24 protein-coding genes and 1 other annotated feature are annotated in these 22,945 nt (G+C 47.1%); of the genes, 17 read left to right on the plus strand and 7 right to left on the minus strand.

What is annotated here, in order from left to right:
- The first annotated feature begins 7 nt into the window (after window positions 1–7).
- Genes ACXACM_RS15580 through arsB form a run of 3 tightly spaced genes read left to right on the plus strand, consistent with a single transcriptional unit; the run spans window position 8 to window position 2,224 of the window.
- On the plus strand, window positions 8–478 hold the full coding sequence (locus ACXACM_RS15580) for an arsenate reductase ArsC (RefSeq protein ID WP_474822881.1): 471 nt from the start codon (window positions 8–10) through the stop codon (window positions 476–478).
- The gene (gene arsH, locus ACXACM_RS15585) at window positions 478–1,197 is read left to right on the plus strand and encodes an arsenical resistance protein ArsH (RefSeq protein ID WP_474822882.1); all 720 of its coding nucleotides are present in this window, start codon (window positions 478–480) and stop codon (window positions 1,195–1,197) included. Before ACXACM_RS15580 ends, arsH begins: the two co-directional genes overlap by 1 nt.
- A gap of 10 nt (window positions 1,198–1,207) precedes the next feature.
- On the plus strand, window positions 1,208–2,224 hold the full coding sequence (gene arsB / locus ACXACM_RS15590; protein ID WP_474822883.1) for an ACR3 family arsenite efflux transporter: 1,017 nt from the start codon (window positions 1,208–1,210) through the stop codon (window positions 2,222–2,224).
- 47 nt (window positions 2,225–2,271) lie between these two features.
- Here arsB and ACXACM_RS15595 read toward each other — a convergent pair whose 3' ends face one another.
- The gene (locus ACXACM_RS15595; protein WP_474822884.1) at window positions 2,272–2,505 is read right to left on the minus strand and encodes an alpha/beta fold hydrolase; all 234 of its coding nucleotides are present in this window, start codon (window positions 2,503–2,505) and stop codon (window positions 2,272–2,274) included.
- 196 nt (window positions 2,506–2,701) lie between these two features.
- Between ACXACM_RS15595 and ACXACM_RS15600 the strand changes: the two genes are divergently transcribed.
- The 3 genes from ACXACM_RS15600 to ACXACM_RS15610 all read left to right on the plus strand — a co-directional run bounded on the left by ACXACM_RS15600 (window position 2,702) and on the right by ACXACM_RS15610 (window position 7,716).
- Window positions 2,702–5,218: a DUF1592 domain-containing protein gene (locus ACXACM_RS15600; protein ID WP_474822885.1), complete on the plus strand. Its 2,517-nt coding sequence runs from the start codon at window positions 2,702–2,704 to the stop codon at window positions 5,216–5,218.
- Window positions 5,187–6,542 carry a DUF1552 domain-containing protein gene (locus ACXACM_RS15605; RefSeq protein WP_474822887.1) on the plus strand — a complete coding sequence of 452 codons (1,356 nt, stop codon included), beginning with the start codon at window positions 5,187–5,189 and terminating at the stop codon, window positions 6,540–6,542. The genes ACXACM_RS15600 and ACXACM_RS15605 overlap by 32 nt, the downstream gene beginning before the upstream one ends.
- A gap of 118 nt (window positions 6,543–6,660) precedes the next feature.
- Complete coding sequence (locus ACXACM_RS15610) at window positions 6,661–7,716, plus strand: ankyrin repeat domain-containing protein (protein WP_474822888.1); 1,056 nt, start codon at window positions 6,661–6,663, stop codon at window positions 7,714–7,716.
- On the opposite strand, the gene ACXACM_RS15615 is transcribed toward ACXACM_RS15610, so the two are convergent.
- On the minus strand, window positions 7,691–8,002 hold the full coding sequence (locus tag ACXACM_RS15615; protein WP_474822890.1) for a hypothetical protein: 312 nt from the start codon (window positions 8,000–8,002) through the stop codon (window positions 7,691–7,693). The genes ACXACM_RS15610 and ACXACM_RS15615 overlap by 26 nt on opposite strands.
- A 211-nt stretch (window positions 8,003–8,213) precedes the next feature.
- Window positions 8,214–8,331: a sequence feature (His leader region), on the plus strand.
- A 43-nt stretch (window positions 8,332–8,374) separates the two neighbouring features.
- Between ACXACM_RS15615 and hisG the strand changes: the two genes are divergently transcribed.
- Genes hisG through hisIE form a run of 8 tightly spaced genes read left to right on the plus strand, consistent with a single transcriptional unit; the run spans window position 8,375 to window position 15,468 of the window.
- Window positions 8,375–9,277, plus strand: coding sequence for an ATP phosphoribosyltransferase (gene hisG, locus ACXACM_RS15620; protein WP_474822891.1), 903 nt, complete (start codon window positions 8,375–8,377; stop codon window positions 9,275–9,277).
- 5 nt (window positions 9,278–9,282) lie between these two features.
- A complete protein-coding gene (gene hisD / locus ACXACM_RS15625; protein WP_474822892.1) occupies window positions 9,283–10,587 on the plus strand; it encodes a histidinol dehydrogenase in 1,305 nt (434 codons plus the stop codon).
- The gene (gene hisC / locus ACXACM_RS15630; RefSeq protein ID WP_474822894.1) at window positions 10,584–11,666 is read left to right on the plus strand and encodes a histidinol-phosphate transaminase; all 1,083 of its coding nucleotides are present in this window, start codon (window positions 10,584–10,586) and stop codon (window positions 11,664–11,666) included. The genes hisD and hisC overlap by 4 nt, the downstream gene beginning before the upstream one ends.
- On the plus strand, window positions 11,663–12,733 hold the full coding sequence (hisB, locus tag ACXACM_RS15635; protein ID WP_474822895.1) for a bifunctional histidinol-phosphatase/imidazoleglycerol-phosphate dehydratase HisB: 1,071 nt from the start codon (window positions 11,663–11,665) through the stop codon (window positions 12,731–12,733). Before hisC ends, hisB begins: the two co-directional genes overlap by 4 nt.
- A complete protein-coding gene (gene hisH / locus ACXACM_RS15640) occupies window positions 12,733–13,335 on the plus strand; it encodes an imidazole glycerol phosphate synthase subunit HisH (protein ID WP_474822896.1) in 603 nt (200 codons plus the stop codon). Before hisB ends, hisH begins: the two co-directional genes overlap by 1 nt.
- Window positions 13,335–14,072 carry a 1-(5-phosphoribosyl)-5-[(5-phosphoribosylamino)methylideneamino]imidazole-4-carboxamide isomerase gene (hisA, locus tag ACXACM_RS15645; RefSeq protein ID WP_474822898.1) on the plus strand — a complete coding sequence of 246 codons (738 nt, stop codon included), beginning with the start codon at window positions 13,335–13,337 and terminating at the stop codon, window positions 14,070–14,072. The genes hisH and hisA overlap by 1 nt, the downstream gene beginning before the upstream one ends.
- Window positions 14,054–14,839 carry an imidazole glycerol phosphate synthase subunit HisF gene (gene hisF, locus ACXACM_RS15650; RefSeq protein ID WP_474822899.1) on the plus strand — a complete coding sequence of 262 codons (786 nt, stop codon included), beginning with the start codon at window positions 14,054–14,056 and terminating at the stop codon, window positions 14,837–14,839. The genes hisA and hisF overlap by 19 nt, the downstream gene beginning before the upstream one ends.
- Before the next feature lie 8 nt (window positions 14,840–14,847).
- Complete coding sequence (hisIE, locus tag ACXACM_RS15655) at window positions 14,848–15,468, plus strand: bifunctional phosphoribosyl-AMP cyclohydrolase/phosphoribosyl-ATP diphosphatase HisIE (RefSeq protein ID WP_474822900.1); 621 nt, start codon at window positions 14,848–14,850, stop codon at window positions 15,466–15,468.
- Here the strand turns inward: hisIE and ACXACM_RS15660 are convergent.
- Window positions 15,434–16,183 (minus strand): substrate-binding periplasmic protein, encoded by a 750-nt coding sequence (locus ACXACM_RS15660; protein WP_474822901.1) that lies wholly within the window; start codon window positions 16,181–16,183, stop codon window positions 15,434–15,436. The genes hisIE and ACXACM_RS15660 overlap by 35 nt on opposite strands.
- A 186-nt stretch (window positions 16,184–16,369) precedes the next feature.
- On the opposite strand from ACXACM_RS15660, the gene lepB reads away from it, so the two are divergent.
- The 3 genes from lepB (at window position 16,370) to ACXACM_RS15675 (ending at window position 18,157) form a co-directional block, all read left to right on the plus strand.
- Window positions 16,370–17,014, plus strand: coding sequence for a signal peptidase I (gene lepB, locus ACXACM_RS15665; RefSeq protein ID WP_474822902.1), 645 nt, complete (start codon window positions 16,370–16,372; stop codon window positions 17,012–17,014).
- Window positions 17,015–17,157: 143 nt separating this feature from the next.
- On the plus strand, window positions 17,158–17,619 hold the full coding sequence (locus tag ACXACM_RS15670; RefSeq protein WP_474822903.1) for an Hsp20 family protein: 462 nt from the start codon (window positions 17,158–17,160) through the stop codon (window positions 17,617–17,619).
- A gap of 94 nt (window positions 17,620–17,713) precedes the next feature.
- On the plus strand, window positions 17,714–18,157 hold the full coding sequence (locus tag ACXACM_RS15675; protein ID WP_474822905.1) for an Hsp20 family protein: 444 nt from the start codon (window positions 17,714–17,716) through the stop codon (window positions 18,155–18,157).
- Between the two features lie 191 nt (window positions 18,158–18,348).
- On the opposite strand, the gene ACXACM_RS15680 is transcribed toward ACXACM_RS15675, so the two are convergent.
- The 4 genes from ACXACM_RS15680 to htpG form a co-directional block, all read right to left on the minus strand.
- Window positions 18,349–19,470, minus strand: a complete 1,122-nt coding sequence (locus ACXACM_RS15680; RefSeq protein ID WP_474822907.1) for an alanine racemase — start codon at window positions 19,468–19,470, stop codon at window positions 18,349–18,351.
- A 2-nt stretch (window positions 19,471–19,472) separates the two neighbouring features.
- Window positions 19,473–19,868 (minus strand): MAPEG family protein, encoded by a 396-nt coding sequence (locus tag ACXACM_RS15685; RefSeq protein WP_474822909.1) that lies wholly within the window; start codon window positions 19,866–19,868, stop codon window positions 19,473–19,475.
- 132 nt (window positions 19,869–20,000) lie between these two features.
- Window positions 20,001–20,645, minus strand: a complete 645-nt coding sequence (gene adk, locus ACXACM_RS15690; protein ID WP_474822910.1) for an adenylate kinase — start codon at window positions 20,643–20,645, stop codon at window positions 20,001–20,003.
- A 304-nt stretch (window positions 20,646–20,949) separates the two neighbouring features.
- On the minus strand, window positions 20,950–22,872 hold the full coding sequence (gene htpG / locus ACXACM_RS15695) for a molecular chaperone HtpG (RefSeq protein WP_474822911.1): 1,923 nt from the start codon (window positions 22,870–22,872) through the stop codon (window positions 20,950–20,952).
- Window positions 22,873–22,945: the final 73 nt, after the last annotated feature.

Below are 22,945 nucleotides of genomic sequence, written 5' to 3' on the forward strand. Positions count from 1 at the left end.
AAAACACATGAAAATACTGTTTATATGTACCCACAATCGTTGTAGAAGTATTTTAAGCGAAGCCATTACAAATGACGTTGCTGATGGTGTTATTGAAGCGCGAAGTGCTGGTAGCCAGCCTAGCGGCCAGGTGCACCCGCTTTCAGTTAAATACCTTGGCGAAAAAGGCTATAACACCAACAATCTCAAGAGTCAGTCATGGGATGAATTTGAAGATTTTGACGCCGATGTTGTCATCACAGTGTGTGACTCTGCGGCAGGAGAAGCTTGTCCGGTATGGTTTGGTAAAAGTATAAAAGTTCATTGGGGCCTTGAAGATCCATCAAAGGTTGAAGGTACAGAGTCTGAAATTAAAAGAGCTTTTATGGATACCATCGACATCATCAGGTCCCGGGCAATAAAAATGGCAGAGATAGCGCAGCAGTCTCCTGATCCTGAAACATTAAAAAAAGCCCTGAATGCGTTAGGTGCAAGCTAATGACAATACAAAATTCCAACACACCGAATATTGACGATTCGCAACTCCACCAACCTGAGTTAGAGAAACTTGTACCAACGATTTCCCAGCACAAGCCACGCATTCTTTTGCTGTATGGATCACTGCGGGAACGTTCGTTTAGCCGTCTGGTTGTTGAAGAAGCCGCCAGGATCCTCGATAAACTGGGAGCGGAAACACGCATTTTCGACCCTAAAGGCTTGCCTCAAACCGACACGGAAGACGATAGTCACCCCAAGGTGCAGGAATTGCGTGATTTAGTCATTTGGTCAGAAGGTCAGGTGTGGTGTTCACCGGAGCGTCACGGCGCCATGACTAGCATTTTTAAAAGTCAGATTGATTGGGTGCCACTGAGTTTAGGGGGTGTCAGGCCCACTCAGGGAAAGACCCTCGCCCTGATGCAAGTATGTGGCGGTTCTCAGTCCTTCAACACCGTGAACCAAATGCGAATTTTGGGCCGCTGGATGCGTATGGTGACTATTCCTAACCAATCTTCTGTTCCCAAAGCCTTTTTAGAGTTTGATGACGACGGCCGCATGAAACCTTCGCCATTTTACAACCGCATTGTGGATGTTGTAGAAGAGTTAATGAAATTTACCCTACTGTTGCGGGATAACAAAGACTACTTTGTCGATCGCTATTCCGAACGGGTAGAAAGTGCCGAGGCGCTGAGTAAACGCGTTAATCAAAAATCGATTTAGGAGCAGAGTGATGGGATTGTTTGAGCGCTATTTATCCGTTTGGGTGGGTTTGGCAATTATCGTAGGGTTGATTGCCGGCAACGTGCTGCCCGACCTGTTTACCACGGTTGCCGGGCTGGAATTTGCCCATGTAAATTTAGTCATAGCAGTACTGATCTGGCTGATGATATACCCCATGATGGTTCAGGTCGATTTTTCGTCTATCAAAGATGTGGGAAAAAAGCCTAAGGGCCTTGTGTTAACCCTGGTGATAAACTGGCTGCTCAAACCATTTTCCATGGCGTTTTTGGGCTGGCTGTTTTTCAAAGGTATTTTCGCTGAGTGGGTAGACCCTCAGACCGCATCTGAATATATTGCAGGAATGATTTTATTGGGCGTCGCGCCTTGCACGGCAATGGTGTTTGTATGGAGCCAACTTACCAAAGGTGATGCTAACTACACCCTGGTCCAGGTTTCTATTAATGACATTATTATGATATTCGCTTTCGCGCCACTGGCAGCATTTTTGCTGGGTGTTACGGATATCACTGTACCGTGGGATACCTTGTTATTATCCGTTGTATTATATGTTGTGATCCCACTGCTTGCTGGTGCGTTTACACGTAAAAAACTCGATAAAGCAGACGATCACTCAAGACTCAACCAGTTTCTCGCCCGTATGAAGCCCTGGTCAATCGTGGGCTTACTGGCAACAGTTACATTATTATTCGGCTTTCAGTCACAAACGATTATTGATGACCCTCAAGCTATCGTACTGATTGCCATTCCTCTGCTTATTCAAACTTATGGGATCTTCATTCTGGCCTACTGGATCGCCAGGAAGATGCGTCTCAAACACAATGTGGCTGCGCCGGCCTGTATGATTGGTACGTCTAACTTTTTCGAGCTGGCCGTGGCAGTCGCAATTTCGTTGTTCGGCTTACATTCCGGGGCAGCACTGGCTACCGTGGTGGGTGTGCTGGTTGAGGTACCGGTTATGCTCTCACTGGTGTGGTTTGCCAACCGAACCCGTCATTGGTTTGAGTAAGTGAAAAAATGGCCCGGAGCACAAATACACCGGGCCACATTTCATGCTTATTTATCTTCATTTAAAGCAGATAAAATAGACGGAGCAAAGCGAGAGAAATCTTCTATATGAGGTAAGTGACCCAACCCAGAGAGTTCAACAACATCTATGGCTGCATTGCGCTGTGTAATTTCTTTCCCCAGTTGGTCGTAGCGCCCTAACTCTTTGGTAATACCTTCCCGCAAGTTTGCTTTTCCGGGTGCAGTGCGATCTCTGGTCCCTAGCAGAATAGTGACAGGCATAGCAAAATAATGAAACTAATAGCAACAGACGTTGCATACATTCTCCTGTAATGATTGATTTGCCGCAGGCGATTATATTGGTATCAGGTTCTCTTAATTGCTATCACTAAAGTGCTTTGGCATGCTCCCTGCTGTATTGCAAACATGACTCGAAATATGCGTTGTTTTCCCTCGCAGTTGCGCAAAGAGAGTGCAAATGTTGCTTTTCCGCTCACCAAAATTGATCTTTTCTGCCACCAGTATTCGATATTTAGCGTGGCTCACACTTTGTATATTTGCGCTTTGTCGCCAAGTCTACAGCAATCCCATTGACTTCAATTCGAAACAGGCAGAAATCCTGCTATACGACAGATGTGAAGGCTGCCACAACGATTACATTTTCGATGGTAACTGGTCTGTAGAAGATATCCATGTCACTGATGTTGAGAAGGGCAAAAATCAAGCCCGGTGGGAATCAATCTTAAAATCCGTTGCCATGGGCGACATGCCACCAGCGAAGAAGAAGCCTTTAACACAAGAGCAAAAAAACGGCTTATTATCATGGTTGCAAAACGGCCTTGACGACTACAGTGAACATCATCCAAACCCGGGAAGAGCCACGCTTAGAAGACTAAACCGGCACGAGTACGCTCGCTCAGTGCGGGATTTGCTTGCCCTGGATATCGACGTGTCACAAGCATTGCCTGGTGACGATTCTGGCTATGGTTTTGACAACAATGCTGATGTACTGAGTATGTCTACCACACTGTTGGAGCGCTACTTATCAGTGGCGGGTAAAGTCAGTCGCCTGGCCACCGGCGAGGCGGGTGATTCAGTGACGAAAGCACGGTTTGTTGTACCTAAAGACGGGTCGGTTAAAAATAGCGGGCTCCCCGCTTTTGACTTGCGAATGCATGACGATTTACCCATCGACTCTCGCGGCGGCGGGAGCTTCCAGTTTTACGCACCGGTGACGGGGCAATACGAAATTGCCGGGTTTATCAATGCAAACACCAATAACGAAGTAGACAGGTTAGATATCCACCGGTATCAGCGCCATTTCACACTGTCGGCAGGAAATCATACCGTTGGTATGGCCTTTCGAAAACAACTAGCGCTGAATGGACGCACTCCTGAAGTGCGTGAGGGTACCGACTATGTTGTGCTGCCTGAACGCCCCCCGACAGAACTGGATCTGGATTTTATCGTTGACGGTGCCCGGGTCTACTCCGTTAAGGTGCCCTCTTATCACATGTCAGCACGTTTTTCTCAGGCCGCCTTTTTACGGGACGTGCTCGAAATTGAGGTAACGGGGCCACTTACTCAGGAACACAAACAGAGCTCAGACAACTTTTTTTCCATTTCTGATACCCCAAGTACTCGAAAAATTTTTACCTGCGTACCTGCCTCCGCCTCGCTACTTATATTGAATGATAGCCAAGCTGCGTCAGAACAAGCTTGTGCCCGAGAAATTATATCGGCACTGGCTGAAGAGGCATATCGAAGGCCACTTAAAGAAGAAGACGTTACACCTCTACTCGGTGTCTTCCAGCGAGCGAGAGCGTCCTTAGCGTTTCGTGGAGCAATATCACAGTCCATTCAGGCGCTCTTGGTGTCTCCCGGTTTTATGTACCTTCGGGAATCTATACCCGATAACGTATCTGAAGGTGACATCTATAGAATTACAGATACGGAATTTGCTGCTCGCCTGGCGCTTTTTCTGTGGAGTAGCTTACCAGATGAAACGCTTAGGGAACTCGCTGAAGCAGGAAAACTAAGACAACCCCAGGTACTGAGACAACAAATTCAGCGTATGCTGAAATCTGATAAAGCCCGGGCACTCACTGACAACTTCGCCGGGCAATGGTTATTTTTGCGTAACCTGCCCTACCATTTTCCCGATGTGTTTGCGTTTCCAGAATTTAACGTGCCTCTAAAACACTCAATTAAAAAAGAGACCGAATTATTCTTTACCCGAATTTTAAAAGATAACCGGCCTGTTTTCGACTTTCTAAACGCCAACTACACCTATTTGAACGAGCCATTGGCAAAGCACTATGGCATTGAAGGCGTTAAAGGTTATGCCTTTCGCAAAGTCATTGTGGACGATGCGGTACCTCGAGGAGGCTTGTTAGGTCAGGCAAGTATTCTCACCCTGACATCGAACCCGAACCATACCTCTCCTGTTAAAAGGGGTAAATGGATCCTGGACAACCTCCTGGCGGCAAGCCCACCGCCTCCGCCCCCGGACGTTCCGGCTTTAGTGGCAGAACACGACGGTATTGCACTAACTGCAAGAGAACAATTGGCCAGACACAGGGCAGACCCCGTGTGCGCAGCTTGCCATGTACGAATGGATCCCCTTGGCCTCGCCTTGGAGCAATACAATGCTGTAGGCGCTTTTAGAACCCGCTATGCTGACCAGCCCATTGATGTGACTGCAAAAATGCCAGATGGCACGGCATTCGAAGGTCTGCGAGGACTGCATACTGTATTGTGGGACCGCCGTGAGCGCTTTGCCCACGCGTTTGTAGACCGCCTGCTTACTTATGCCCTTGGCAGAGGTCTCGAAGCCTATGATCAACCTGTGGTAAGGGCTATAACCCGTGAGGCCCGTGCAGAGCAATACCGAATGCATAGCATTATTGAAGCCATCGTCAAAAGCACCCCGTTTAACTATAAATTAGCTCCCGAGATAAAAGATGAAAAACCACACATTGTTCAAGCGCACTAGCGCTGGTTTGTCCCGTCGTGCATTCCTCAGAGGGCTAGGCACACTGGTCGCTTTGCCCACCATGGAGTCACTGCTTCCCAAAGCGATGGCTCACACGTTGGAACAACGCCCCAAGCGCATGGTGGTTTTCTATTCGCCCAACGGTATCAGAATGCAAAGTTATACGCCGGCCACAACGGGAACGGGTTACACCTTAACGCCGGTATTGAAACCGCTGGAAAAAGTAAAAGACAAATTTTCCGTCATTTCAGGTTTAGCGCATTATCAGGCAAGTGCATTTGGCGCACCGCCAGCTGGTCACGGCAGAAGTTGCCCCGCTTTTCTAACCGGTGTCCATGTTAAAGCCACCGAAGGTGCAGACATTCAATGTGGTATTTCCGCAGACCAGGTAGTGGCTAATTATTTCGCTAAAGAAACGCAACTAACCTCCCTTGAGTTGGGCATAGAACCACCAAGCCTTATGGGTAGCTGTGACATTAACTACAGTTGCACCTACACCAACACCATTTCCTGGAAGAGCCCTACCCAAGCCCTCCCGGCCATGGTTTCACCGAGCCATGTGTTTGAGCATTTGTTCGGAGAAGGCGGGAAAATTGACGAAGCCACAAGGCAGAAAAGGCTGGCACAAAAAGGCAGTATCCTCGATTTTATTAACGACGAAGCCAAACGCTTAAACAAATCGCTGGGTGTCAAAGATCGCCACAAGATGGGTCAATACCTCGAATCTGTTCGCGATGTGGAGCGTCGCATTGCAAAGGCCAGAGAAACCACTATTCAAATGAACCTGGAAGGCTTCACAGTGCCAGCAAACACGCCCTCTGATTATGAAGAGCACGTTAAAATCATGCTCGACTTACAGATGCTGGCATTACAAACCGATATGACACGTGTAAGTACTTTTATGCTCGGTCGCGAACTCAGTAACCATGCTTACACTAATTTAGGGATCCCAGATGGTCATCATGCACTTAGCCACCACGCAAACGACCCAGCCAAAATAGATAAACTGGTTCAAATTAACGCATACCACATGGGTTTATTTGCCGATTACCTGGAAAAAATGGCCACCATACCAGACGGCGAAGGTAATTTGCTTGATAACACCTTTGTTGTGCGCGGCGCATGTATTGGCGAATCGAATGACCATGACCATATGAATCTACCGATTATTCTGGCGGGAGGTGGTTTGGCCGGTAATCGTCATATTGCCGCACAAAAACATACGCCCATGTGTAATTTACTACTGTCAGTCATGCAGCAGATGGGTGTACCCGCTGAACAGTTTGGTGACAGCACCGGACCATTAGCTGAGCTTGTTTCCTGAGAATATGAAAATGATAAGATTTATCCCGCTATCCACATGCTCCTCGCTTTCAGCGAGAGTGGGTTCGACATTATCGAAAATCTGCTCAATAGTTTTCGGTTTATTACTGTGCACACTTATGGCTTGTCAGAGCGAACCAAATGATGGCCCAACAATGGGCAGTGATGAAAGTAAAGCCCTCTTGCTTGAAGCAAAGCAGGCGATCCTTGCTCTTGATGAAACGAAACTAAAGGAAGTGATTTCTCAAATTGACGTTAACTCTCCCCTTGCTGATAACGCCAGCCTGCTGGCATGGGCCGTTGAAACGCAAAATGAGAACATCGTAAATACCCTGCTCGAAGCAGGTGCTAACGCAAATGGTGTGAAAGGAAGTCGCTTTTCCCCCCTTATCATTGCCTGTCGTTACAGCAACACTGCCATAATGTCTGCCCTGTTAAATCACGGAGCACAATCAACCGATGCGATTGAAGATGGCACCAGTGCATTTCACCTTTGCGCAGCTACTGCCACTACCGCGCTATTGGCTGACATGGTGGAAGCGGGCACAAATGTAAATATCAAAAACCAGCTTGGGCAAACACCAGTCATGTTCGCTGCAAACGCCGGTAACCTCGACACAATGTCTTTTCTTATTAAGCAAGGTGCTGATATCAATCTACAGACTCAGGAAGGTTACAGCGCGCTGTTTTTTGCAGTAAAGAGTCATGAATTGCCTGTCATTCAAACACTTATTTCTGGTGGGGCAGATTTACAGATAACGACGCAGGACGGCACAACATTGGCGCAATATGCGTTATACAATCAAAATTATGGTTTTTTAACCTGGTTTACTAAGAACATGGAATCACTGCTCTCTGCCGACGCGATTTCATCAACTCTCAAAGCATATGATCGCAACGGACACCAACTATTGCACGCTGCAACCAAAGCAAATCAGCCTGACTTAGTTGCGGCACTTCTTGATCGAGGGGCAGACCCTGCATCAGTGAGCGCGCCGTCACGGCTCAAATGGCGTTATGAACCTAATTTTAAAACTGAGGACTATACGCCACCACAACGCACAGCCGTTGAAATCGCAGAACAAAACAAATTTGAGGCTATCGCCAGATTATTCGCTGAGGCAATGACTTCACAGCCACACAGTTACATCAAATATAAATATCCAGATGTTTAATACCTTTATTTTGGGATTCAGCAGAAGCTTCATCAGCTTTATCATCACTCTTAGACTCAGCTGAGGTATCACTTTGTTGCTTACTTTGCTGATGGTCTGCATGCTGCTGATGAGCTTCCCGTTCTTGTTGCCTCGCAACCCGCCGCTCTTCGTCGTGCTCAAAGCGTTCCTCTTCCCCCAACTCTTTAGCATCGGTACTTCTGCTCACTTTCTTAACCCGCTCATCTGTGTTCACTGGCACTTTGCCATCACGGGGCAGGATTGGAAAAAGTAAATCATTGTTCATGGCACAACTCCATGGGCTAAAGATGTTACAAAAGTTTCACAATAGCCTTATTTATCGGCTAAAAACACAAGATTATTACTTATGACCAAAGGTTCCATATAATAATTCCCTAAAAATGCGTTTTATGGGTTGATTTAGGTCACTCAATTAGCTACTGTTTGCGGCGTCAAAAAGTTTGGAAATTGTATTACATGTATTCTAGCGCTGCTAACCATCACCACCATCATATAGCATAACCTTTCAGGTTCGTGCTGGAAGGTTATTGTTTCCTTCCAGTGGCGCAGATAAGACAATTCTCGGCCCCCGGAAGGACACTTCCGGGGGTTTTTCGTTTTAGCAGTTTAAATCAGGTTCACAAAGAGGAAATTTCACATGGGTGACACTAAACGTCTGAGAATAGCAGTTCAGAAGTCAGGTCGATTGAGCGACGACAGTATCGCACTGTTAAAGGCGATCGGTATCAAGCTCTACATTCGGGACCGACTGCTCATCGCCCATTCCACCAACGAACCCATCGATTTACTGCGCGTGCGTGATGACGATATTCCAGGATTAGTGATGGATGGGATCGTCGATTTAGGCTTCATCGGTGAGAACGAGTTGGAAGAAAAGATGCTCGAACGTCAGGCCGCCAACAAAGCATCTGAGTTTGAAGTACTCCGTCGATTAGACTACGGTGGTTGCCGCTTATCCATTGCCGTTCCACAGGAAATGGATTATCAGGGCATTGCTTCTCTGGAAGGAAAAAAAGTTGCCACTACCTACCCTTACCTGCTTGAGCGCTACTTCAAAGAAAACAACGTCAACGCCAGAGCAGTAATGCTAACAGGCTCAGTTGAAGTCGCCCCCCGCGCTGGTGTGGCTGACGCAATCTGCGATCTGGTATCAACCGGCGCAACTCTTGAAGCCAACGGACTGGTAGAAGAAGAAGTGATTTTTCGCTCTAAAGCTGTGCTTATCCAACGGGCTGATGGTGCCCTGTCTGATGATAAACAGGCGTTGGTTAGCCGTTTAGTTCCTCGTATTGATGGCGTTATCCAGGCTAAAGAAAGCAAGTACATTATGTTACACGCTCCAAAAGCGTATTTAGAGCAGGTAAAAAGCCTGCTTCCTGGTGCTGAAAATCCGACCGTCTTGCCATTAGCCGGCACTGACGATGCGGTGGCTGTTCACGTTGTAAGCCCGGAAGATCTGTTCTGGGAAACCATGGAAAAACTTAAAGCACTGGGCTGTCGCTCTATTCTGGTCATGCCAATTGAAAAAATGATGGGCTAATAAACATGATTATCTGGTCTTCACTTTCTGACTCCGAAAAGGCCGAAGCGCTCGCCAGGCCAGTGATGAAGGATTCAGAAACACTTCGCGCAACAGTTGCGGATATCTTAAGCGCTATCCGCGTTCGCGGCGATGATGCCGTATTAGAATATACCTGTAAATTTGACTGTGCTTCATTGCAACAGCTCGCGCTGCCGATTGAAAAACGAGACGCCCTCGCCGCACAGGTTACAGACGACGTAAAAAAGGCAATTGAAGTTGCCTTTCAAAACGTTAAGCAATTTCACGAAGCGCAAAAGCCGCAGGATATTCGTTTGACCACCACTCCCGGTGTGGTGTGTGAACAACGCTTTACTGCACTTGACGCCGTCGGGCTCTACATTCCCGGAGGCAGTGCTCCGCTGCCATCTACCGTTTTAATGCTTGGCGTTCCAGCCTTAGTTGCCGGCTGTGAGCGCAAAGTGCTCTGCACGCCGCCAAATCAACAAGGCAATATCGCTCCGGAAATTGCTTTTGCGGCTGCGTGCTGCGGTATTGATGAAATTTATCTCTGTGGTGGTGCGCAGGCTATCGCAGCCATGGCATTCGGTACAGATACTATTGCGCAGGTTGATAAAATTTTTGGCCCGGGCAACAGCTTTGTCACAGAAGCCAAGCAGCAAGTCAGTCAGCGAGCTGATGGCGCGGCGATCGACATGCCAGCCGGGCCCTCGGAAGTTCTGGTGCTTGCAGATGGCAATGCCAATCCGGCATTTGTCGCGTCTGATTTACTGTCTCAGGCAGAGCACGGCCCGGATTCTCAGGCCATTTTAGTAACCAACAGTGAACAATTGGTAATTGAAACAAAGCTAGCGGTGGAATTGCAACTGGCCAGTTTGTCACGCACATCTATTGCCAGCAAAGCAATGGAAAACGCACGCTACATTGTCACAGGCACTATCGATGAAGCCGTTTTAGTGAGTAACCGTTACGCTCCTGAACATCTCATTGTTCAAACTGACAACGCCCGAAATTTGCTACCCAGCATAAAGTACTCTGGCTCCATTTTTGTTGGTCAGTGGTCTCCTGAATCGGCCGGTGATTATGCTTCTGGAACCAATCACGTATTACCTACTTACGGTTATGCGCGAAATTACTCTAGCTTAGGGCTACTGGATTTTATGCGCCGCTTCACCGTGCAAGAGCTAAGCAAAGATGGTATGCGAAATCTAGGACCGGCGATAATGACGCTGGCAGCCGCCGAAGGGTTAGATGCGCACGAACAAGCCGTAGCATTGAGAATGGCAGCATTATCTGGAGATGCATCATGAGTGGTTTAGTTGAAGGGTTGATCAATGACAATCTCATTCCCCTGAAGCCGTACGAATCTGCAAGACGTTTGTATTCCGGTGGACAGGACTGGTTAAACGCCAATGAATCGCCATTTGCAAACCCATATGACGTTGACTCCAGCCACTTTAATCGCTACCCGTCGTGCCAGCCTGACGCTGTGGTAAATGGCTATGCATCATACGCAGGAGTGACAAACAACCAATTGATTGTTACCCGGGGGGCAGATGAAGGCATAGAACTGCTTATCCGCACGTTTTGCACGCCGGGGAAAGACAATATTCTGATATGTCCCCCCACCTATGGCATGTATGCAATCAGTGCTGAAACCTGTGATATCGGCGTCAAAAAAGCGCCTTTAAACGCTGATTTCAGTCTGGATGTGGATGCAATATGTAGCACTGATGATGTCAACCTGGTTTTCATCTGTGCACCCAACAACCCCACAGGCACATCCGTTAGCGAAGCAGATTTAACCCGCGTGCTAGATCATTTTGCACACTCCGCTTTAGTGGTAGTAGATGAAGCTTACATCGAGTTTGATGCCAGCAGCACCTGGGCAAATAAGTTGGCTGAATTTCCAAACTTGGTCATATTAAGAACGTTATCCAAAGCCTTTGCGCTGGCTGGCCTGCGTTGTGGTTTCACCCTGGCCAATGAGGATGTGATAGGTGCAATGATGAAAGTGATCGCACCCTACCCGATTCCTGAGCCTGTGGCACAAATCGCAGCAAATGCTTTGAGTACAGAAAATATTGCTCGTCTGCACGCTCAGGTGGATATTCTCAATACCGAGAAGCTGCGCTTACGCGACGCTCTTGCAGCCATAGGTGGCTTTACATTAGTTGGCGATACAAAAGCCAACTTTGTACTGTTCCACTATGAAGCTAGTGCGGCATTAATGACATACCTGGTAAGTCAGGGTATGTTAATTCGCGACCAGTCGAAGCAAATGAATCTCAATCATTGTTTGCGCGTCACCGTAGGTACACCGGAGCAAAACGATCGCCTCATGGCACTTATTACTACCTTTATGTCAGAAACAGGAGCCTCCAAGTGAGTCAACAAGCTATTTTATTTATTGATCGGGACGGCACCTTAGTAGAAGAGCCAGCTATTGATAAACAACTTGATAGCCTCGAAAAACTGGTTTTCGAACCCAATGTTATCCCGGTATTGCTTAAACTCAAGGCGGCAGGTTTTTCTTTGGTAATGGTGTCAAATCAGGATGGTCTGGGAACTGACAGCTTTCCTCAGGAAGACTTTGATAAACCTCACAATGCGATGATGGCTGTGTTTGAAAGCCAGGGCGTAACCTTTGATGATGTACTGATTTGCCCGCACTTCGACGAAGACAACTGCTCCTGCCGCAAACCCAAGCTTGGCTTGGTGCAGGAATACCTGCAACAAGGTCGGGTGGATTTTACCCGATCTTACGTCATTGGCGATCGCATAACTGATATGCAGTTGGCTGAAAATATGGGTATCAAAGGTATTCAGTACAGCCGTACGGGCACTAACTGGGACGCTATCGAAAAATTATTGCTGGCGTCTTCCCGCATTGCAGAAGTGGTTCGAAAAACTTCCGAAACCGATATTCGGGTAAGAGTAGACTTAGATTCCACAGCAAAATCCAGTATCCACACTGGCATGGGCTTTTTTGACCACATGCTTGACCAAATCGCTACCCATGGCGGCTTTGAGATGCAGGTGTCGGTTGATGGCGATTTACACATTGACGATCATCACAGCGTGGAAGATACCGCACTAGCACTAGGTGACGCCCTTAAAAAAGCCTTGGGCAATAAACGAGGTATTGGCCGGTTCGGCTTTGCCCTGCCCATGGATGAATGTCGTGCTGAATGTATCATGGATATCTCTAACCGCCCTTACCTGAAAATGGATGCGGAATTCAGCCGCGACCAGGTGGGTGAGATGGCCACAGAAATGGTGCCTCACTTTTTCTACTCTCTGGCACAAAGCATGGGGCTCTCTTTGCACCTGTCTACCAGCGAGGGCAACGCCCACCATCAGGTAGAGAGTTTATTTAAAGTATTCGGGCGTGCGCTGCGACAAGCTATCACACGCCAGGGCGATGCTTTACCAAGTAGCAAAGGGGCGCTGTAATGGCTCAAAAAATTGTTATTGTTAACACCGGTTGTGCGAATATTTCGTCGGTTCGGTTTGCGCTTGAGCGTTTGGGTGTGTCAGTAGAAGTGTCAGACAACCTGGAAGTAATAAAAGCCGCTGACAAGGTATTTCTTCCTGGCGTTGGCAGCGCGTTCGCTGCCATGCGAAGCATTGAAGCTAAGCAATTATCTGACACGCTTCGAGGCTTAACACAGCCAGTGCTAGGCGTATGCTTAGGCATGCAGCTCATGGTTGAAACCTCTGATGAAACACGCTCAGGTGTTATCAAATGCCTTGGGCTTATGCCAGGTCACGTCGCCCGTATACAAGCAGGTGAACTACGCCTACCCCATATGGGCTGGAACACCGTTACCCCAGTGAGTGACAGCCCGCTGTTCAATGGGATCCCCGCAGGCACATATTTCTACTTTGTGCATAGCTTTGCAGTGCCTGTTTATGACAAGACACTGGCGTCCTGTGAATACGGGCAAGCTTTTTCTGCAGCACTTCATTCGAATAATTTTTTTGGTGTGCAGTTTCACCCAGAGCGTTCCGGTGAGGCCGGAGCGCAGTTGTTAACCAACTTTGTGGACATGTAATGATCATTCCTGCCATAGATTTAATAGATGGTGCTGTAGTTCGCCTTTATCAGGGCGACTACAATCAAAAAACCCAATATGAGAAAAAACCTGTTGATGTGGTACACGACTACGCCGATCAGGGTGCAAAGTGGCTGCATATTGTAGATTTAACCGGTGCCAAAGATACCAGTAAACGTCAACTGACACTGATAAAACAGATGGTAGATACTCAACGCATGAAGTTTCAGGCTGGCGGTGGTATTCGCACTGAAGCGGATGTTGCACAACTGCTTGATGCTGGTGTCAGCCGGGTGGTGATTGGTTCACTGGCAGTGAAAGAACCTGAACTGGTAAAAGGCTGGATGAACAAATACGGCCCGGAGAGCATTGTGCTTGCTCTTGACGTTAATATCGATGATCAGGGCCAACGAATGATTGCTACCCATGGCTGGCAGGAAAACTCCGGCGTATCCTTGGAAGCGTTACTTACGGAATTTAAAGAAGTGGGCGTGAAGCACGTGCTATGTACCGACATTAGCCGCGACGGCACACTTCAAGGCAGTAACGTAGCTCTTTACAGTAATGTCAGCGGTGTTTTTCCTGAGGTGAGCTGGCAGGCATCCGGCGGTATCGGTGGTCTTGATGATATTCGAGCCTTACGCCCAACTGGTGTTGGTGGCGTGATCCTTGGGCGCGCATTACTTGAAGGCAAATTCACCGTCGAGGAGGCAATCGCATGCTGGCAAAACGGATAATACCTTGTCTGGATGTTCGCGACGGAAAAGTAGTCAAAGGCGTACAGTTCAGAAACCACGAAATCATTGGCGATATCGTGCCGCTGGCAGAGCAGTATGCCAAAGCTGGGGCCGATGAACTGGTATTTTATGATATCACCGCCAGCTCTGACCAACGGGTGGTGGATAAAAGCTGGGTGAGCCGCATTGCACAAGTGATCGATATTCCATTTTGTGTCGCCGGTGGTATCAAATCAGTGGAAGATGCCGGTCGTATCCTGGAAATGGGCGCTGATAAGATATCCATCAACTCCCCTGCCCTGACTAATCCTGATCTCATCAACCAACTTCACGACATTTATGGTCAACAATGCGTGGTCATTGGTATCGACAGCTTCTACAACGAAGGAAACGGTCGATACGATGTGTACAAATTTACTGGCGATGAAACGCGCACTCAACAAACTCAGTGGCACACGGTTGACTGGATAAAAGAAGTGCAGCAGCGTGGCGCCGGGGAAATTGTACTCAATTGTATGAATCAGGATGGCGTGCGAAAAGGCTATGACATTGAACAGTTAAAGACGGTGCGAGATGTGTGTGAAGTGCCGCTCATCGCCTCTGGAGGCGCTGGTGCCATTGAGCATTTCACGTCGGTCTTTGAACGTGCTGACGTTGATGGTGCACTAGCAGCATCGGTATTCCACAAAGGCATTATTGATATGCAAGAACTCAAAGATACGCTGCGCGGGCAAGGTATTCCTATGCGTACACGTCACAAGGGATAAAACAAATTATGATTATTACTCAGGAAAACATGAGTCAGCTTAGCTGGGAAAAAATGGATAACCTGCTGCCAGCTATTGTGCAAGATGCTGTTTCAGGAAAGGTACTCATGCAGGGCTACATGAACCAGGATGCACTCTTAACCACCCTCACAGACAAAAGAGTGACGTTCTTTAGTCGTTCAAAACAACGTTTGTGGCAAAAGGGTGAGGAATCGGGGAATACACTCAATCTCGTGGAAATAAGCAGTGATTGTGACCATGACTCATTGTTAGTCCTTGCGCGCCCCAAAGGGCCAACCTGTCACACAGGCGCTGAGAGTTGCTGGTTCGACAACGGTGTACCCGCTTACACTTTTTTAGCCGATTTGGAACGCGTATTGGCCGATCGCAAATTTGCCGACCCCGACTCAAGCTATACAGCTTCGCTTTACAGTAAAGGTATTAAACGTATAGCGCAGAAAGTAGGTGAAGAAGGTGTTGAAACCGCGCTTGCTGCAACCGTTCAGGATAAAGAAGAGCTAAAAAACGAGGCCGCAGACTTACTTTATCACTTAACTGTACTGCTACAAGCCAGCGACATGTCGATGAAAGATGTTATTGCTGTGCTACAAAGCCGTCATCAAAAGTAACTGCCATACCCAGCTGTTGTGCTGCGCTTTTTAAGCGCGCCACAACAGCACTATCTAACGCTTTATTCCCAGCCAAATACCCTGTTACTGATAACTCTGGAATAGGTACCACAACTTCAATTAAATCTGGGTCAGCATTCATGATTTTTGCAGTATGAGAAATAAGCGACGGATCTTCAATAATATAATCCACCACATCCCGAAGTAAGTAATTCCACGAACACTGAATATCGGCACAGACAAGTAGCTCTTTTCCTTCTTGTAAACCCTTGTCGATTAGCCATTCATAGGCAATGTCATCGCGTTGTACAGCGAACGTTTTCCCGCTTAACGCAGATGACACAGTAGAGAAATGAGTCGCGTTCGTCCCTTTTTTCCCCACCACTGCGAGCTTGAACTCTGCCACTTCTGCAATCCAGTGAAAGTTGCTTTTCCGCTCTGGTGTGACGGCCATGGAAAAAATCAGCGTATGATCATCATTCAGTACCATTTTATAAGCGCGGGCCCAAGGGTAAATTTGTATGACAGCGTCTACTTCAGCTAAATCCAAAACTGCTTCCACTTTCTTAGTCACCGAACCCGTGACGCTTCCTGTGTTATCAAGAAAGTGGTAAGGAGGAGACGATTCAGTCACCACTGTTAGCTGTGTATCACTGACTACGGCAACGGGAAATGAAAGTAGAGTTAAGAGAATGGTATTGATAACTACACGCATACAAACACGCAAAAAGATTATTTTTCATACAATATCACCCTTTGTTATCTAGCTAAACCTATATCGAAGTAATTTGTTACATTTGAAGGGGGAATTGTTTCTCCCCGTCAGGCTCTTACAACAGTAAATAATTTAATATGATGATGTGATCCCAACCGGCGACTCTCACACTAGGAGCTATACACAATGAAACGCATTAAGTCGAAACAATCATGGTGGAAGGAAAACAGAGGCTTTTTACTTTTTATAGGGCTGATGTTATTTGTACGGGCGGGTGTTGCAGACTGGTACTATGTGCCGACAGGTTCAATGGAGCCAAGTATCCAGATTGGTGATCGCATATTGGTAAATAAGCTTGCGTACGATATTAAAGTCCCCTTCAGTAATATTACTCTAACCTCCCACTCAGCGGTTGAACGGGGTGATATAGTCGTTTTTAACAGTGAAGCGGCTCGGGAGCGTTTGATAAAGCGGGTGATTGGCGTGCCTGGCGACCGCGTAGCATTAATAAATAACAGGTTGATAATTAACGGTGCATCCCTATCTTACCGACAGGAAAGCGACAGGCTCCTTGAAGCACTTCCAGCCTATTTGCATGAAATAAAACTTGAAGGCAGCGCCACGCCGTTGTCGTCTTTCCGCGAGGTCACCGTACCCTCAGGCCATTTACTGGTAATGGGAGACAACCGCAATAACAGTGCTGACTCCCGGGTTTATGGTTTCATTCCAGTGGGTGAAATTATCGGTAAAGCCACGTCTGTTCTGTATTCGCTGGACAATGAAAATTACTATCTGCCCAAACTACAACGCACATTCCACACATTAATTTAAATTTTTTTACTTTTTTATCTTGAAAACCGTTTTGGCGTACTTATATATGACTTGTCGGCGCTTGATAGCAAGGCCGACAACACCGCCGCCGAATTGTCGGGGCATTTTTTTAAAACATATTGCTTTATTAAAAGGATATGACTATGCGTACTATTGATCTATCTCCACTTTACCGTTCATTCATTGGTTCTGATCGTCTTGCTTCATTAATTGACGCGGCTTCACGACCTGAAACCCAAACTTCGTACCCCCCTTACAACATTGAATTGTTGGGCGATGATAATTATCGCGTCACCATGGCCATAGCTGGTTTCACAGCCGACGACATTGAAATTGTCGCGCAGGAAAATGCACTAACAGTAAGCGGGAAAAAAGCGGGTTCAGACGAAACCAATGAGAAGAAATTTCTCCACAAAGGTATTTCTGAGCGCAATTTCGAACGCAAGTTTCAACTAGGTGACCATGTAAAAGTAACCGGCGCTGACGTAGAGAATGGTTTGTTGCATATCGACCTTGCCCGTGTTGTTCCGGAAGCAAAAAAACCTCGCAAAATTGCTATCGGTAACACAGCGGTAAGTAACGAAGACGTTAGCAACAACGAATAACTTTTTCGCGAGTCTGTTATCACGGGCTCGCTTTAACTGCCGCCGTAATACGGGGCAATTTTTAACCATATTGCTTAATTGAAAGGATATGACTATGCGTACTATTGATTTATCACCACTTTATCGTTCATTTATTGGTTCTGACCGCTTGGCTTCATTAATCGATAACGCCAGCCGTTTCGAAAGTCAGAGTAGTTTCCCGCCATACAACATTGAATTGCTCGACGAAAATAGATACCGGGTATCCATGGCGGTTGCAGGCTTTACTATTGATGACATCACCATTGAAGTGCAGGAAAATACCCTAAAAGTAACTGGCAGCAAGCCTGAAGAAAAAGAAAGTGACCGCAAGTTCTTACATAAAGGTATCTCCGAAAGGAGTTTTGAACGCAAGTTCCAACTCGGAGACCATGTTAATGTTATCGGTGCCGATTTAGCCCACGGCCTGTTACATATTGATCTCGAGCGGATCGTACCAGAGGCGAAAAAGCCTAAGCGCATCGAGATAGGCAAACCCGCTCTGGAAAACAAAGCATAATGTAGAATAGAAAACGGCAACCTCGTGTTGCCGTTTTTATTTAGTACGCCCAATGTCACCATCAAAACCTGGTCAATTGCTAGTCTTCAGGCACCGACCATCACTGTGGAAGGCTTTGTATTGATGGTCGCTATTGATATCGGCCTTAAACGCACCATTAAAGAGATATTTGTTGAACTGGTAAGCCTCAGTTACCAACCATCGGCGCTGCGCCACACCTCGCTCACTTCTCTATTGTTTTCGGTAACGAGATATTTCCGAAACTGCCCCGCCGTCGCACAGGCGTGATTCGGCAAAATTCGAAGCTGCGCTCCATAGGCAAAAACCGCGTCGCTAACTGGCTTCCCTTCTTTATGACTAATTATTCCATGCTCTTGATTTGTTTGGCTCACATACCAACCTTCAAGCACATTACCCTCACTATCGGCCACCAAACCATAACCGTGTAAATTGTTACCTTTATCTCGGGACAGGGCCATCCAACCAGCATCCACAATGACCCAGTTTTTGTCTTCCTGATGACCGACAACGGTGGTGAGCACAGAAAGAGCAATGTCACGCTGCTCACATACCCCTAAATCAGCCATTACCAGATCGAAAGTGGCATAAACGCCAGCTCTTATCTCTGTTGCGCCGGTATGATTGCAATGTGCTAATGCGGTGGGGGTGGAGCCAACAGAAACAATTTCACATGGTATTCCATGCCGCGCCAGCGCATCGACTGCCTGAACGACACCAGTACACTCCTGACGTGCCATATCGGCTCTCTCTTCTTCGGTAAAACAAGAGTATGAAGCACCTGCATGGGTCATGACGCCTCGAAAGGCAATGTTGCCATGGCTGTGCAACATAGTCGCGATGTCAACAAGACAAGGTGCGTGTGGCGCAACCCCTGCCCGATGATCATCAACGTCTATTTCAATGAGTACGTTGACGGGGGCAATAAAGTACCGAGCATGCATTTCTAAGCTTTCTGCCGCTACGATACTGTCGACTGTCACAGTGATATCAACCCCGCGTTCCATCAGGTCGTTAACTGCGTCGTATTTATTGGGTGTAAGGCCCACGGCGTAGAGAATGTCTTTGTAACCCGCTTGGGCAAAGTACCTGGCTTCTGCAAGAGTGGAAACGGTGATGGGAGACGGTAGTGGCGCATAAATAGCGGCTGCCTCGACACTTTTCAGCGTTTTCACATGGGCCCTAAGCTGAATATTTTGCCTGTCACAAACCTGCTGGAGACGATCTGCATTCTGGGACAACTTAACCCTATCTATAATACACGCGGGCGTGACTATCTGAGAAAAGTCAGTCATGACTAAATAATGTAATGAATCATAAAGAGATTAGTTCCTGCGAGGAAAAGCATAGAAAAAAATGTCAGCAGCATGCCAGCGATGCGCTGCCAGCTGGTTCCCTCATGATGTCGTAAACCGTATGCATGTAAAAGTCGACCAAACAGCAAGGCACATGCTCCCGCGTGAAGTACCCATTGCTGAGGCGCTAAACTTTCAAGACACGCAAGCAATATAAGCGTTATGGGTACATACTCACTGAAGTTACCATGTACGCGTACTGCGCGGGCTAAATCGCTATTACCGCCATCGCCGACGCTAACTCTGGCACCTCTACGTGCACCAATAACAGAAAAAGACAGATACAAATAACATAACGCAAGTAAGCTGGCGTAAAATGCCGTAATAGGTAGGCTCATAGGGGGCGCCTGTATAGTTCACAGAGATAGCACATTCTTGCAAGGAATTACGCCACAGGCAAAGTGTTTTACGACAAATATACAAAAGGCCGTCATTTACGGCCTTTTATGTCAATCAACTGTTGTCGGGAATTACCCTAAAAGCGTTGCAAGCTGCTGACTCACTTTCTCTACAGGCTGGGTGCCGTCAAGTTTGTGGTACTCGCAATTTCCTGCTTTAGCTTCGGCAGAATAGTAATCTACCAGAGGCTTAGTTTGGTCGTGATACACGCCTAAACGCTTGCGAACGGTTTCTTCTTTATCGTCATCGCGGATAATCAAGTCGTCACCGGTTTCATCGTCTTTACCTTCCACTTTCGGTGGATTGTAAACCACGTGATACACTCGTCCTGATGCTGGATGTACCCGACGGCCGCCCATACGTTCAACGATAACGTCATCCGGCACATCAAACTCGATACAGTGATCGACAGTAATACCTGCTTCCTTCATAGCATCGGCCTGAGGAATAGTACGAGGGAAGCCATCAAGCAAGAAACCTTGCTCACAGTCATCTTGTGCTATACGCTCTTTAACAAGCCCGATAATGATATCGTCTGACACCAATTTACCTTCGTCCATCACACGTTTCGCCGCCAGACCCATTTCCGTGCCTGCTTTAATTGCTGCACGCAACATGTCACCGGTGGAAATTTGAGGAATGCCATATTTCCCCATCAGAAACTGTGCCTGCGTTCCTTTTCCGGCTCCTGGTGCGCCGAGAAGAATAATTCGCATTGTGCGCTCTCCGCTTTATTTTCTAAACTGTTCGGCACTTTACACACTTACCCCCCTCGAAACAAGCCCGTAACAGCTACTCAGGCCATTCTACGACCTATGTCGCATAGTTAATGAGCTATGCTCGTTAGTGTTTTGACTCTTGCGGTTTTACTTCGTGGGGAGAAGTACATAAAAATTCACAAAGTACCTGGTAGGTGCGTTTATAAATAAATTTGTGATAAGAGTATTATTATTATCTATAGCAAATATACAAACGGGCCATAAAGGCCCGTTTTCTACGTCAAACTCTCTAATTTCCGGCTTATTTTGCCATATTTATAAGAAGTTCGTTCAAGTTGCGAACAAAGGTAGACGGATCTTTCAGGCTACCTTGCTCGGACAACGCCGCCTGATCGAACAATACGCCGACCCACTGGTTGAACAAGGTCTCATCCTGAACGTCAGCCAACTTTTTCACCAATTGATGTTCCGGGTTCAGCTCGAAATGGTATTTCACTTCAGGAACGTCCTGACCCGCCGCTTGCATGAGCTTCATCATTTGCGTAGTCATGCCATTTTCATCAGCTGTGATCACTGCAGGCGATTCTGTCAAACGGTGTGTAAACTTCACATCGATAACTTTCTCACCCAAGGCAGTTTTGGCACGCTCAAGAATACCTTCAACTTCTTTCTCGGCTTCTTCCTGTGCTTTCTTAGTTTCCTCGTCATCCATATCACCAAGATCGATATCTCCCTTAGCAATAGACTGGAATGTTTTTTCTTTGAATTCAGTAAGGTGAGACATCAACCATTCATCAATGCGCTCGCCCATCAACAGAACTTCAATGCCTTTCTTGCGGAAGATTTCCAGGTGTGGACTGGTTTTCGCCGCCTGCAGGCTATCGGCAGTAACAAAGTAAATCTTGTCCTGACCTTCTTTCATTCGGCTGATGTAATCGTCAAGCGATACTGTTTGCGCGTCTGACTCGTCATGAGTAGAAGAGAAACGCAGTAAGCCAGCGACTTTTTCTTTGTTGCTAAAGTCTTCCGCTGGGCCTTCTTTTAGCACATTACCAAACTCAGACCAAAACGACTGATATTTCTCGCTGTCGTTCTTCGCCATTTTTTCGAGCATTTGCAGAACGCGTTTAGTACAGCCCTGACGTAGCGTTTGGGTAACTTTGTTATCCTGCAGGATTTCTCTGGAAACGTTGAGCGGCAAGTCGTTTGAATCGAGTAAGCCTTTAACAAAACGCAAGTACGTAGGCATGAACTGTTCGGCATCGTCCATAATGAAAACGCGCTGTACATAAAGCTTCAGGCCGTGGCTCTGATCACGGTTCCACATGTCGAAAGGCGCTTTGCTTGGAATATACAACAAGCTGGTGTACTCACTTTTCCCTTCAACTTTGTTGTGAGCCCAGCTCAGTGGATCAGCAAAGTCATGAGAAACGTGCTTGTAAAACTCTTTATACTCATCGTCTGAGATGTCTGATTTATCGCGAGTCCACAGTGCAGTCGCTTTATTCACAGCTTCCCACTGACCAGGTTCAGCTGGAATCTTTTCACCGTCGGGGCCATCGCGCTCAGGTACTTCGTCTTTCCACATTTGCACAGGAATGCTGATGTGATCAGAGTACTTACTGATAATGGAGCGCAAACGCCAGTTATCGAGGAATTCTTTTTCCTCTTCGCGCACATGCAGAACGATCTCTGTCCCACGAGATGGTTTGTTAAGTTCAGCAACGGTGAATTCGCCTTCACCATCAGAAACCCACTCAACGCCTTGTGCAGCATCAACACCAGTAGCGCGGGTTCTTACCGTCACTTTATCAGCAATAATAAAGGCCGAATAGAAGCCTACACCAAACTGCCCGATTAACTGGGAGTCTTTTGCGGCATCGCCTGATAGCTTACTAAAGAAATCTTTGGTACCTGATTTCGCGATGGTACCCAAATTGGCAATCACTTCATCGCGTGTCATACCAATACCATTGTCGGCAATGGTAATAGTACCGGCATCATTATCTACACTGATTTTAACGTGCAAATCGCCATCGCCTTCAAACAGTGCGTCGTTTTCAAGGGCACGGAAACGCAGTTTGTCGGCAGCATCCGCTGCGTTTGAAACCAGTTCACGAAGGAAGATTTCTTTGTTGGAATACAAAGAATGAATCATCAGATGCAGAAGCTGTTTTACCTCTGTCTGAAAACCGTGTTTTTCTTGTTGGGCTGCTTCAGCCATAAACCAGATTCTCCTAGCAAAATGAATCAATTTTCAAACTAGGAAGTAAGGCCAGCGAAAGTAATTTCAACCT

The organism is Alteromonas sp. AWQ4_252 (assembly GCF_056158205.1).